This is a genomic window from Stenotrophomonas sp. TWI1409, from assembly GCF_039673015.1.
GTDB lineage: Bacteria > Pseudomonadota > Gammaproteobacteria > Xanthomonadales > Xanthomonadaceae > Stenotrophomonas > Stenotrophomonas maltophilia_A.
This window is the reverse complement of sequence record NZ_JBDJKU010000013.1, coordinates 16,963-29,928: the sequence shown is the minus strand read 5'-3', so window position 1 is coordinate 29,928 and position 12,966 is coordinate 16,963. Positions and strand designations below refer to the sequence as shown.

Genomic DNA, 12,966 nt, shown 5'->3' with positions numbered 1-12,966 from the left:
CCCGTTCCATGCAAGGAGACCTGCCATGAAAATGATTCTGCTCTGGTTGTTGGGCGTGCCGATTCCGCTGCTGATCCTGTACGCGATCTTCTTCTGATCGCGCGCCAATGCGAGGTCCACGCATGCGTGGATGGGTATTTGTAGGGTCGAGCCGTGCTCGACTCTACAAAACCTTGCTTCAGGATCTGAACGAATTCTGACACTGAGTGTCGCTTTCACATCTTTTCGGATCTATTGCATAGGCATCACATCCGGGGCGATAGAACCTGAGGGCACTTACTCAGCCACGGAGACCACCATGAACCGACTGCTTGCCATTGCCCTCATCGCCACGCCGCTGGCTCTGCTGAGCCCGCACGCATTTGCCCAGTACACCGGCCCAGGCGCAGGAACCGCTGCCAGCACCGTGGCCGATGCGCGCGCCCAGCGCGACGACCAGCCGGTGGTGCTGCGTGGCAACCTCGTCGCCAAGCTTGGCCACGAGCGTTACCAGTTCCGCGATGCCAGTGGCCAGATCGAAGTGGAGATCGATGACGAAGACCTGCCGCAGCAGGCCATTGGTGCGGACACCGTGGTGGAACTGCATGGCAAGGTCGATACGCATCGGTTCAAGCCGACCGACATCGATGTTGATCGCGTGACCGTGGTGCCCGCAGGCTGAGGCTCGCGCTCATTGCGACATGTAGAGTCGAGCCATGCTCGACTCGCACGCACAGCGCGAACAGCAGTCGAGCATGGCTCGACTCTACAAAGGCGAGGCAATGAGGTTTGTTGTATTCAATGGATGAGGAAAATTGCATAGCCATGGCCGGTGGATCCACGCCATGCGTGGATGGCCCACTGTAGAGTCGAGCCATGCTCGACTCGCACGCATAGCGCGAACAGCGCGAACAGCAGTCGAGCATGGCTCGACTCTACAAAGGCGAAGCAATGAGATTCGTTGCATTTACCGAATGAGGGAAATTGCGTAAGCCTGGAACGTTGAACTAATTCAAAGATTCTTCTTAACGTTCAACGTTTTAGGAATGCTTGAATGGCCTGCAGGACAATGGGTTTCTAACATTCTCTCCGTCGCCCGCAACCACCTCTGCGGGCGGCGCCTCCCTCCCTTTCTCCTTAGGGGAGGGGGGCTTTCTCATTCCCCCTTGTCCGAGAGAGACAACCCATGCACGCCATTCTCAAGAAGGCCGCGCTCGCTGCAGCGCTGGCCACGGCTTCGCTGTCCGCGCACGCCGTGGAAACCAAGATCTCCGTCTACGCCGACGTCGACCCAACCCTGGCCCTGCTGCGTGATGACGGCAGCGCACTGCCGGACGCCGTCACCCTGACCCATGATCCGCTACGCGGCCTGGTGCCGAGCACCCAGCACGTGCGCATCCACTCCAATGATGAAGCCGCCGATATCGAGGCCAAGATTGGTAGCGCCTTCGTGCTCGCCAACGGTGATGGCAAGGTTACTGTGCCGATGACGGTCAGCCTCAACAACCGCGCGCTGGCAGTGACTCCGATTGAGTTCAAGGCCGCCGATCTGTTCACCGGTGCCGGTTCCACCCCGGGCGCGTCGATCTCGATGCCGCTGGTCATCGCGCAGACCACGCCGGCCCCGATTGCCACCAAGGGTGCCTACACCGGCATCGTCAACATCGTGCTGAACCAGAAGGCCACCACGCCGTAATCCCCGCGCCGGCCCGCACGCCGGGCCGGCTGCTTTTCCAGCGGTACCCCCATGACCCCACACGCCCCCGCCATCACCCGGCTGGCGGTCGCGCTCGCCCTGGCGCTGGCAACGCCGCTGGCGGCGGCGCGCGGCGTCCCGCCCGGCTTCGAGGATCTGGTCGAAGGCCAGACCGAACAACTCGACATCCAGCTGTTCGGCCGCTCGGCCGGGCTGTCGCCGGTGCGCGTGACCCTGGAACACGTACAGCTGGAAGATCCAGCAAGCGTGCTGCAGGCGCTCGACCTGCCCGCCGAGGCGCAGGCCGCGCTGCTGCCCGCGCTGTCACAGTCCATGCCGCGCAACAGCCATCTGGCCTGCCGCTTCGGTGGCGCTACTGCCGGCTGCGGCTATCTCGATCCACCGGATGACCCCGCCGCCGTGCGCGCGTTGTACGACGAAGGCGAGGGCGCGGTGCGCCTTTTCGTTGCCCGCCAGTGGATTCCCGGCAAGCCGGCCGCCGAACGCTTCCACACCGTCAGCGCCAACGCCGAGAACGCCTTCCTGCACCAGCAGGTGATCAATGTGAGTGGCAGCCGCGATTACCAGACGCTGTCCGCGCGTGGCACCGGCGTGCTGGGCTTGTTCGATCGCGGGCATGTCTCCGCTGAATGGAACTTCAACCAGCAGCGCTACCGCAGCCGCGGCAGTGACAGCGCGTTCCAGTTCGACAACGTCTATTACCGCCACGACCTGGGGCAGGCGCACTACCTGCAGGCCGGGCGCATGGACCGCCGCAACCTGTCCAGCCCCCAGGGTGGCACCTTCAGTTTCAGCATGCTGCCGCTGGACCGCCTGCAGGGCCTGCGCGTGGGCACCACCCAGGCCTATGTGGACGCCGATGCCGCCGTGCAGGCCACGCCGCTGACTGTGCTGCTGGCGCGCGCCGCACGCGTGGACGCCTACGACGGCACGCGCCTGCTGCAGACCTCCTACCTGCAGGCCGGCATCAACCAGATCGACACCCGCAACTTCCCGTTCGGCAACTACACCATCACCCTGCGCATCTACGAAGATGGCGTGCTGGTGCGCAGCGAAGAGGCGCCGTTCGACAAGGGCGGCGACTGGACCAACAGCCAGTGGCAGTGGTTCGTGCAGGGCGGCAAGCGCAACGAGCGCCGCAGTGATCGCTTCGATGGCGAACGCGTGGCGGTGGCCGGCATGCGCGTGCCGCTGGGCCGCGACGTGGCGGTGGTGGCCGGCGCCGCCGACCTCGGCGGTTTCCGCTATGGCGAGCTGCGCGTGGACCTACGCCGCCTGTATGCCACCCAGGAACTGCGCGCCAGCTTCGGCGGCATGCGCGGCAACGATGGCAGCACCGGCCAGCAGCACCAGTTGTCGTACCGCCGCACCGCATCCTGGAACATCTACCAGCAGCGCATGCGCGGCAAGGCCTGCCAGTTCGAGGCCGACGCGCGCGATCAGCTGGGCTGCACCAACTCCCTCACCGCCTCGATGGCGCTGCCGCTGGCCGGTGGCAGTGCCTATGTGGGCTACACGCGGCGCCAGACCTGGCGCGCCGGGCGCGAGCTTCCCGGTGCGGAGGGCGGCCCTCTGGCTGGGCTGGACCCGCTGCTGCCACCGCCGCCGTCATGGCAACCGCGCCGCGAGCCGCAGCTCAGCCGCACCTGGCAGGCCAGCTTCAGCCGCAGCCATCGCTGGCAGGATTTCAGTGTCTCCACCCGCGTGGGCGTGTGGCAACAGCGCGCCAGCGACAGCCTGCGCGGCAGTGACCAACGCGACCGCGGCATCTACTTCAACCTGAGCCTGACCCGCCTGCTGCGCGGTACCGCCGGCAGCGGCCAGCGCCGCTACAGCGTGGACGTGCGCCAGCCGCAGCACCAGCGCCCGGACATCAACTACAGCGTCGGCCACAGCCTGCGCCAGGAAGTCGACGCGCAGTACCGCGAGCTGTCGGCCGAACTGCGCGCCAACAACAACGACCGCTACAGCGCCACGCTCAGCGGCCAGCTGCAGAACAGCCTGGGCCAGAGCGGCGCCACGCTGGCGCACTACCAGCAGCGCGGCCGCAGCGAGACCGCCTACAGCGGCATGCACAGCTCCGGCTTCGCACTGGGCAAGCGCGGCTTCTACTGGAGCGGCAGCAACGGTGCCGATGCCGGCCTGGCCGTGCAGGTGGCCGACACCGATGACGTCGACCTGCGCGGCGTGGCGGCCGAACTGCAGGTGGGCGGCCTGCGCAGGCAACGCCTGCAGATTGGCGAGCGCCGGTTGCTGCCGTTGTCGTCGTACCAGTCGCACCGCGCCGAAGTGCAGGACGCCAGCACGCTGGACAGCATCGCCGCCATCCGCGTGACCGGCGTGGGTGGCGCACGGCCGATGTTCCTCAACCCCGGGCGGCTGATGCGCATGCCGGTGCCGATCGAGGTGACCTACACCTTCATCGGCAACGCCAAGGATCTCGCCGGAGCGCCGTTGGGCGGCGCCCGCATCCTCAACGCGCCGGTGCCCGGCACCAGCGCCAACGGCGGCTTCGTCGCCGACTTCCCGCGTCGCGAAACAACGCTGTACCTGCTGCAGGACGACCGCCTGCTGCACTGCCCGCTGCAGGTGCGCGAGCGCCGCCAGGTGGTGCTGCTGGTCGGCGCCGTGCACTGCGAGCCGCTGGCCGTGGCCCAGCTGCCGGCAGAGATCCGCCAGCAGGCTCGCGTGACGCGCCTGCTGCAGGAACGCGCCTTGATTGCCGCCACGCCCCAGACCGCTGCTGCAGGAGGAACGCCATGAACCGGCGTGTGTTGTTGGTGTTGATGCTGGTGTGTGCGCTGGTGGTGCTGGCGCCGAGGGCGTGGGCGCAGTGGCCACCGGAGACGCATCCGGCGGATCAGAACCGGGACATCGTGATGTCGTGGGATCGCTCGGCGGTGCCGGGTGATGTGGAGCTGTGGGCACCGCGGACGGTGTTGGGGTTCAGTCACGACCTGGCGATGAAGTACGGGCAGATCCATGTGGTTTGTGGGTCTGCTTCTGATAGTGAGTTTGGGAAGTGCCCAACAGAAGGCGAGCCCTCGCTTGCATCCGGAACATCTGAAGTTGTGTTGCGTCTTGCAGAGCGCCGGACCGGGCTGATTGCGGAAGTCCGTGCAATTGGAAGCATGCGGAGAGTCATGTCAGGACGGATATGCACTGGTGACTTCTGGGATGACCGGGTGCGCCCCTTGGAATCAGCATTCTGGTTTCGATGCGGTGTAGGGGGAGGCGCAGATGACCCGCTTGGAACTGGCGTCGAGCTGATCCTGCCTCAACGTGAGATCTCACGGCTCGTCGCCGGCCACTGGAAGGCCACGATGCGTCTGAACATCAAAGCCGACCCAGCCGCAGCACCGGTCGCCACAGCCACCTTCAACTTCGACTTCACCGTCACCGACTACGACGCCATCTCGATCTACTTCCCCGGCTTCGATGGCGTTGCACCCCTGGTCAACATGGACCTGCGCTACGACCCCATCCGCAAGGTCGTCGCCGGGCGCAAGGACGTGGACATGTGCCTCTACGACGGGGTGGGTTCGCAGAGCGAATTCCTCGGTGTCACCGTGCGCGACAGCGGGCCACGCCCACCGCCGGGGCGCGACTTTGCGGTTTGGCATCAGGACGGAGGCAGCGACGACACCCAGCGCCTCGACTACCAGGTCGGCCTGAACTACGGCGGCAATCTGCTGGCAATGAAGCACGGCGAAGAACAGCTGCTGCGTGGCATCGACAGCGCGCAACTACGCATGGTGCTGCTGCCGGGCATCAGCCAACCCGTGTACTGCGTGCCCACGCCACTGACGCTGGAAACACCGGCCACGCCCATCGCCAGCAAACGTCCCGGTCTCTACGACGGCGAGCTGACGGTAGAGCTGCGCGTGCCGACTGCCAAACCCTGATCTCCCCGGAGGCTCATCATGAAAAAGCTGCTGTTCTGCCTGTTGCCGTTGAGTGCACTGCTGGCCCCACCGGCACAGGCCAATCTGTCCATTCATCCGATGCGTGCCGCGGTGGACGCCAAGCACGGCACGAAGATCCGCGTGTACTCGCAATCCACCCAGCCACAGTACGTGCAGGCGCGGCTGCTGCGCATCAACAACCCGGCGCAGGTGGGGGAGGAAGAGATCGAAGTGGAAGCCGCCGATGCAGCGATTGCCATCACCCCCGGCAAGTTCGCACTCAGTGGCGGTAGCAATCGCCTGATCCGGGTGATTCCGCTGCAGACCGTCGAAAAAGAGGCGGCCTATCGCATCTACTTCGAGGGCGTGAATGGCCCCGACGGCACGATCCTGGAGGGCGACGAGCAGGCGGCGCAGGCCAACGTCGGCGTCAGCCTGATCTGGGGCGCGCTGGTGAACGTCGTGCCTGCCAAGGGTCGCGTGGATCTGCAACTGCAGGGCAACACCCTGCGCAACACCGGCACGTTGCGTGTAGGCATTACCGGTGCTGCCGAGTGCAGCGCCGGTGGCGTATGTACGCCGCGTGAGCTGTCGAAAAGCCTCTACCCCGACGCTGCGCTGACCCTGCCGTTCCAGCTCCAGCCCGGCAACACCCTGCAGTTGCAGTACCGCCTGTCGAACGACGGCTATCGCGATCACGTAACGACCCTGGCGCCGAGCGCCTGACCTTCTATCGCCCCGCGCAAGCGCGGGGCTTCATTTCCCTTTGGTGTTAAGGAGAACAAGCATGAATCGAATCTATCGACGTATCTGGAGTGTGGCCAAGCAGTGCTGGGTGGTGGGCAGTGAATTCGCCAAGACGGTGTGCGGAGCATCGTCGCAGCATCGCAAGGGCGCACAGCGCGTGGCTTTGCTTGTAGCCTTCCAGTCGCTCACGGTGGCCGCTCACGCCGCTGCAGTAGCGAGCCCTGACTGCGGAGCGGAAGAGGCGTGGCGTGAGGGGTGCCTCTACAAGGCGGCGACGGCTCCGGGCGTCCGCGCATTCTCGCTGCTGAGTTCGACGGCACCCTTGCTTACAGGTGGTGGCGCTATAGCGATAGGGCAGAATACAACCGGGTTCGGGCACGGAATTCGCATCAACGGCAACAACAGTTCCGCCTTTGGCAACTCGGTGGAGACCTATGGCGTCGACAACGTTGCCATAGGCTATCAATCGAAGGCTGTGGGTGGACACAGTGTGGGTCTGGGAGCGAAATCCAGAGCATCAGGATTCGGGTCAACGTCGCTGGGCAATGATTCCGGTGCAACCCGCACGAATGCGGTGGCACTGGGGAGCGGCGCGCTCGCGCAGAACCAGAACTCGGTGGCGCTGGGAGCCAACGCAATCACCAACGAAGACAATGTCGTCTCTGTGGGCAGCTCCAGCGAGAAGCGCCGCATCGTCAATGTCCAGGATGCGCGTTTGAATTCGGGTAGCACAGACGCAGTCACGGGCAAGCAGTTGTATGAAGAGCGCCAGAAGACCGAATCCATGATCTATCAGACGTCCGCGGCCGGAAACATCAGGCTGGGCTCTGGTAATACTGGAACCGTGCTTGATGTACGCAATGGCACGGGAGCCAATCGCAAAGTTACCGGCGTAGCGGATGGCACCCTGGGCACAAGCAGTACCGACGCGGTTTCCGGCAAGCAGCTTCATGCCACCAACACCAAGTTGGGGACTGTTGAGAAGACCGCAGATGCTGCGAAAGTAGACGTGGCAGCGGTACGGGCCATCGCGCAGGCGGCCGCGAATCGGATCGACGCCGCGACTCTGGCCTTGGGCAAGGGAGCTACCGCAGAGAATGGCAGCTTCGGCATCAGCACCGCACTCGGCAACAATGCCAAAGCGTACAACGGCCGCAGCGTAGCGCTGGGTGATGACGCGCGCGCCGGCGTGGATGCGGATGGGAACAAGGTGGCCAACCAGAACGCGGGTGTCTCGGTCGGTGCCGGAACCCGTAGCGCCAACGGCGCGGTTGCAACCGGCTTCCGTGCAAATGCAAGCGGCAACTTCTCGATTGCCGTAGGCGGTGATGCCAAAGCCCAGGCTGAGCACGCTACGGCGGTTGGCTATCTGAGCAAGGCAGGCGCCAGCCAGGCAACGGCACTGGGGCGTGGCAGCGAGGCAACGGCGCAGTTCGCCAGCGCGCTGGGCAATCTGGCCAAGGCTACGAACACCAGTTCCGTGGCGCTGGGTGACCGCTCTCAGGCTTCACATGAGAATGCCGTTGCGCTGGGTGCAGGTGCAGTGACCGCTTCGGCCAATTCGGTATCGGTTGGCAGCGCCAGCAGGAAGCGGAAGATCCAGTACATCGCCGATGGCGTAGTGGGGGCCGGCAGCACGGATGCCATCACCGGTAACCAGCTTCATGCCACCAACCAGGCCGTGACCAAGGCCCAGACAGCAGCAGACGGCGCGACCACCACTGCCAATGCCGCAAAGGTGGAATCGGGCAAGGCACTGGCCGAGACGGTGGTGCTGGGTGGCCTGGTCAACCAGACCGCTGCCAATGGCAGTGTTCGTCTGGGCCAGAAGAACAGTGGCACGCAGCTGGATGTGCGCAACAGCGCCAATGCGAACCGCAGGATTATGGGCGTCGCCGATGGGGCCATCAGCGCGACCAGCAACGAGGCCGTGACCGGCAAGCAGCTCCATGAAACCAACGCGAACGTGACTGCGGCCCAGACGGCAGCCACCGCGGCGAAGGTCAGTGCGGATAAGGCGTTGGCTGAAACCGGAGTGCTGAGTGGTCTTGTCGGTCAAGTCGCTGTCAACGGCAACGTTCGTGTTGGCGAGAAGAACAGCGGCACCGTGCTGGATGTGCGCAACAGCGCGAATGCGAATCGGAAGCTGACCGGCGTGGCCGATGGTGCGGTCAGCGCCAGCAGCTATGAGGCCGTCAACGGCAGGCAGCTCAACTCCACCAATGACAAGGTGACGATGGTGGAGGGCATTGCCAGGGCTGCGGGCACGGAAGCTGCTGCGGCAAAGACGGATGCAGCCAAGGCGCTGACCGAGACAGCGGCATTGGGTGGGCTTGTGGCGCAGGTATCTGCGTCTGGCAATGTGCGCTTGGGCGAGAAGAACAGCGGCACGACGTTGGATGTGCGCAATAGCGCCAATGCCGAACGGAAGATCAGTGGTGTTGCAGATGGCTCTATTGATGCCAGTAGCACAGAGGCCGTGTCGGGTCGCCAGCTCTACGCGACGAATAGTCGAATTTCGGATTTGGAGAGCGCCAATCACTATGTGAGTGTGGGTGTTGACTCATTCAGTGAGCGCGCAGAGGCGGCCTTGCTTGGGGTGGCTATTGGTGATTCAGCGAAGGCCGGAGCTGAAGGTGGCACCGCCTTGGGGGCATTCGCAACAGCGCTGGGAAAGAACTCAGTGGCAGTTGGCCGTGGAGCTGGAGTCGCTGGTGGCGCCTCAGATGGTTTTGCGATGGGGGCAGGTGCTCAGGTGCATGCAAACAACGGAGTTGCGATCGGAGCGGGCGCTGTGGTTGGGAGCTCTGCTGTTGGCTCCATGGCGTTGGGTGCAGACTCCGCTGCAGATGAGCCTGGAACGGCGTCTTTTGGTAATGCTACAACTCAACGTCGTCTCACCAACATCGCCCGAGGCACCGCCGACCACAACGCCACCACTGTCTCCCAGCTCAAGGATTCCCTCGCCACCCTCGGCGGCGGCGCAGGTATGGATGGCAGCGGAAATATCATCGCACCGACCTACGCAGTGCAGGGCGGAACGCAGAGCACCGTCGAGGATGCGCTGACGGCACTCGATGGCGCCGTCATCACCGCCGGTCGTCGCGCGGACAAGGTGGAAGGTCAGCTGAGCTCGATCTTCCAGGATTCACCCTCGGCCCGTGCCGACGGCATGAGCCAGATCGCGCTGAATGGCGTGAACGGCATGGTGCTGACCAATCTTGCCGACGGCCGAGTAGCCCCAGGAAGCCGTGATGCCGTAACAGGCAACCAGCTGTACGCCGCAGAGCAGAAGATCTCGCAGAATCGGAATGATCTGGAGGCGATGCGCAAGGAGCGGGAGATGGGGCAGCAGGCAATGCGTGGGTTGGATGCGAGCGTCATCGACTACGGTGGTGCGCGTTTGACTGGCGTGGCCGAGGCGAAGCTCTCGGCTGACAGCTCGGACGTTGTGCGCGGCAGTCAGCTCTATGAGACCAATAGCCGCATTTCGGAACTTGAGGGCGACGCGCAGTTCATGAGTATCGGCTCAGCCCCCTTCAGTGAGCGTGCTGCAGCCGGTGTGGCAGGCGTTGCGGTCGGAAATTCAGCAAAGACTGGACTAGAAGGAGGAACCGCGGTGGGCACGTTTGCGGAGGCGATGGGAAAGAACTCCACCGCAATTGGTAGAGCGGCGACTGTCTCTGTGGACTCTGCGAATGGATTCGCAATGGGAGTCGGTGCACAGGTCGGTGGAGGCGTGGGCGGTGCGAATGAAGGTATCGCGATTGGTGCTGCCGCAAGAGTTGAAGGCGGAGCTCATGGCTCCCTGGCACTTGGAAACGGTTCCCTGGCAGATGAAGAAGGAGTTGTGTCATTTGGGGGTGTCGGTATGAAGCGCCGCCTCGTAAACATCGCCAACGGCACCGCCAACCACAATGCCGCCACCGTCGGTCAGCTGCGCGGTGCACTCTCCGCCCTCGGCGGCGAGGTGGATGCCAACGGCAACATCGTCGGCCCGCGCTTCAACGTCCAGGGCCAGGCGCAGTCCACGTTGAATGGTGCACTGGAGGCGCTGGATGGTGCGGTCGTCACCAACACCTCGCGCGTGGACAGGGTCGAAACCCAGCTCCGCTCCGTTTTCCAGGACACGCCCTCGGTCCGCGCCGACGGCGTCAACCAGCTCACCCTCGCCGGCGCCAATGGCATGGTCATTTCCAACGTGGCCAACGGCCTGATCGCGGCCGGCAGCCGTGATGCGGTCAACGGTGGCCAGCTGCATTCGATGCAGCAGCAGCTCAACGGCCGCATGGACGGTCTGGAGCAGCGCATCGACGATGCCCCGGCACCGCGTGCACTGGTGTCGTCCTCGGTGCCGACGCCGCAGGCCGAGGAAACTCCTGTGATACCGGATGGCAAGGATTCCCAGCAGGTCGCCTCGGTAGGCGAGGGCGACAAGCCCACACCGCAGCCGAAGGCCAACAAGGATGACTCGCCGAAGCCGCAGGTCGACACCGCTGAACTGGAGAAGATGCTGGCCCGCGCCAACGAGTACACCGATGGTGCGATCAGCAACGTCGAGCGCCGCCTGGACAAGATGGACAAGCGCTTCAACCGCATGGCCGCGATGAGCAGTGCGCAGACGGCGATGGCGATGAACACCGCCGGCCTGGCCACCTACAACCGCCTCGGTGCGGGTGTGGGCTACAGCGAGGGTGAGTCGGCGATGGCGGTGGGCTACCAGCGCGTGCTCAACGAGAAGGGCTCAGCCACCTTCAGCCTCAATGGTGCGTTCACCAACAGCGGTGAGCGCAGCATGGGCGTGGGTGTGGGCATCGGTTGGTAAGCCATGGCGCCCCGGCGTGACGCGCGTAATCCACCCCGCCGCGCCGGGGTCCTCGCCCAGGAGATGGCGATGTACAGATGGGTAAAGGGAATCATCAGCTATCGCACGTTCTATATCTGGCGGGCGCGCTATCGCTACTACACGCGGAACCTGGATCTGTGGACGCTGATGAGCGGGCTGTGCATCGCCGGTCTGTTGCTGGTGCTGTGGTACATGTGGCGGATGCTGAGCGTGCCGACGCCGCGCGTGCACCCGGAGACCGCGGCGCTGCGCATCGAGGGTGTCACCAGGGAGGCGATCCATCGCATCGTGCTGGTACGCCACGCGGGCAGCACGCCGGGTGCCCCGTTCACTACGCCGGAGGAGGTGCGGGCAAGCACGCTGCGCACGATGCGGGTACGGCAGGTGATGGACAGCGAAGTGGTGTGGCGGCTGAAAGCCGACATGCTGGCGGACATTGCTGACTACATCACGGCCACAGGCGGGTGCTTCCCCTACGATTGCCGGCGGGTGCTGGATCGGCTGGACTACGTGCGCCAGGCCGGTGTGGAGAATGCGCAGATCAACGCGGCACTGGCGACGATCCTGGAGGTGTCGCTGGACCAGATGCCGTCGTTGGAGGCAGACGAGCATGAGCGGGTGAAGAGTGGCTGGTCGGATGGGTTCAACGACATCTACTACCAGTCCTGGGTGTTGCGGGACCTGCAGGCCATGCACGCACAGATGATGCGGGAGTATCCGCAGCGTGCCCCCGCACCGTGGTTGCCGCGGCTGCTCAGCGACCCGCTGCGCGATGCCCGTTTTGTCTGGTAGCGGGAGCAAGATGGGCATCATCTGCCAGAGCAGGTAACACCGCTTTTGTAGAGTCGAGCTTGCTCGACTGCTCTCCGCTCAGCCATCGAAATGCACGAAGCACAGTGCGGACCAGCGGTCCGCACCTACCAAACACGGGTGCAGCGCCCCTGTAGAGTCGAGCCATGCTCGACTGCTCTCCGGTCAGCCATCGAAATGCCCGAAGCACAGTGCGGACCAACGGTCCGCACCCACCCAAGGCAGGCACCGCTGCGCTCGCCAGCCATGGACCGGCGCTACCGTCATCCGCCGATGTACGCAGTGATCTCCGCTTCGGCCAGCACCTGCCGCAACTGTGCCACCGACGCGCGTCGCATCGGCTTCTCATCCACCGGTGACAGTGGTGCCTGGCGCAGGGCGTCATACGGCAACACCGCCAGGTCGAAGGTCAGCTCTTCGGCACTGAACACCCACACCGGCACGTCCAGGCAGCGTTCGCGGTCCATGCGCAGGCGGCGTGTTCGCGATTCGGCGGGGATGCCGTGTTCGTCCAGGAAGCGGTGCACGGCTTCCGGGTCGTCACTGTGCAGGTGCAGCTGCACGGGGCTGTTGGCGTCGGCGGTGCCGTCCAGCACGGGACCGGCCAGGCGCGGGGCGAAGCCGTGAAGGAACTCCAGCGCGCGCATCGCGGCTTCACGGCGGCGCTGCAGTTCGTTGCCGTGCTGGGGCCCGGAGAACAGCCGCTGGTACTCGCGCAGGGCGTCTTCGATCTCGGTGTTGCGGGGCAGGGAGGCATCGTCGTGGATGCCGAGCCGGCTGGCGGCCTTCAACTTGGCCTGGTGGTAGTCGCGGATGCCGCCTTCGGCCATCAGGCGGGCGGCTTCGTGGGCGAGGCGGTGACGCCGCTCGCGGGTCTGGCTGGCAGCATGCTGACGGGCGCGATGCATGCGATGACTCCCTGTTGCGACCTGGCTACAGACTAGCGCACGGATGTGACATCT

General features: G+C 64.7%; 8 protein-coding genes. 7 read left to right on the top strand and 1 reads right to left on the bottom strand.

What is annotated here, in order from left to right:
- The first annotated feature begins 298 nt into the window (after positions 1-298).
- The 7 genes from ABE423_RS06425 (at position 299) to ABE423_RS06395 (ending at position 11,986) form a co-directional block, all read left to right on the top strand.
- Complete coding sequence (locus ABE423_RS06425) at positions 299-661, top strand: NirD/YgiW/YdeI family stress tolerance protein (RefSeq protein WP_197617237.1); 363 nt, start codon at positions 299-301, stop codon at positions 659-661.
- A 504-nt stretch (positions 662-1,165) separates the two neighbouring features.
- Entirely contained in the window at positions 1,166-1,675 is a 510-nt protein-coding gene (locus tag ABE423_RS06420; RefSeq protein ID WP_106469007.1) for a CS1 type fimbrial major subunit, read from the top strand.
- Between the two features lie 51 nt (positions 1,676-1,726).
- Positions 1,727-4,459, top strand: a complete 2,733-nt coding sequence (locus ABE423_RS06415; protein WP_346485422.1) for a TcfC E-set like domain-containing protein — start codon at positions 1,727-1,729, stop codon at positions 4,457-4,459.
- Positions 4,456-5,601 (top strand): CfaE/CblD family pilus tip adhesin, encoded by a 1,146-nt coding sequence (locus ABE423_RS06410; RefSeq protein WP_346485420.1) that lies wholly within the window; start codon positions 4,456-4,458, stop codon positions 5,599-5,601. The genes ABE423_RS06415 and ABE423_RS06410 overlap by 4 nt, the downstream gene beginning before the upstream one ends.
- An 18-nt stretch (positions 5,602-5,619) precedes the next feature.
- Positions 5,620-6,327, top strand: a complete 708-nt coding sequence (locus ABE423_RS06405; RefSeq protein WP_197616954.1) for a pilus assembly protein — start codon at positions 5,620-5,622, stop codon at positions 6,325-6,327.
- Between the two features lie 61 nt (positions 6,328-6,388).
- Complete coding sequence (locus tag ABE423_RS06400; protein ID WP_346485417.1) at positions 6,389-11,173, top strand: ESPR-type extended signal peptide-containing protein; 4,785 nt, start codon at positions 6,389-6,391, stop codon at positions 11,171-11,173.
- 69 nt (positions 11,174-11,242) lie between these two features.
- The gene (locus tag ABE423_RS06395; RefSeq protein ID WP_346485415.1) at positions 11,243-11,986 is read left to right on the top strand and encodes a hypothetical protein; all 744 of its coding nucleotides are present in this window, start codon (positions 11,243-11,245) and stop codon (positions 11,984-11,986) included.
- Between the two features lie 281 nt (positions 11,987-12,267).
- Here ABE423_RS06395 and ABE423_RS06390 read toward each other — a convergent pair whose 3' ends face one another.
- Entirely contained in the window at positions 12,268-12,912 is a 645-nt protein-coding gene (locus tag ABE423_RS06390) for a hypothetical protein (protein ID WP_012511978.1), read from the bottom strand.
- Between the last annotated feature and the right edge of the window lie 54 nt (positions 12,913-12,966).

Excerpts from the sequence above, each read along its gene's own strand:
- ABE423_RS06425 (WP_197617237.1), top strand. The coding sequence starts at position 299 with ATGAACCGACTGCTTGCCATTGCCCTCATCGCCACGCCGCTGGCTCTG.
- ABE423_RS06420 (WP_106469007.1), top strand. The coding sequence starts at position 1,166 with ATGCACGCCATTCTCAAGAAGGCCGCGCTCGCTGCAGCGCTGGCCACG.
- ABE423_RS06415 (WP_346485422.1), top strand. The coding sequence starts at position 1,727 with ATGACCCCACACGCCCCCGCCATCACCCGGCTGGCGGTCGCGCTCGCC.
- ABE423_RS06410 (WP_346485420.1), top strand. The coding sequence starts at position 4,456 with ATGAACCGGCGTGTGTTGTTGGTGTTGATGCTGGTGTGTGCGCTGGTG.
- ABE423_RS06405 (WP_197616954.1), top strand. The coding sequence starts at position 5,620 with ATGAAAAAGCTGCTGTTCTGCCTGTTGCCGTTGAGTGCACTGCTGGCC.
- ABE423_RS06400 (WP_346485417.1), top strand. The coding sequence starts at position 6,389 with ATGAATCGAATCTATCGACGTATCTGGAGTGTGGCCAAGCAGTGCTGG.
- ABE423_RS06395 (WP_346485415.1), top strand. The coding sequence starts at position 11,243 with ATGTACAGATGGGTAAAGGGAATCATCAGCTATCGCACGTTCTATATC.
- ABE423_RS06390 (WP_012511978.1), bottom strand. The coding sequence starts at position 12,912 with ATGCATCGCGCCCGTCAGCATGCTGCCAGCCAGACCCGCGAGCGGCGT.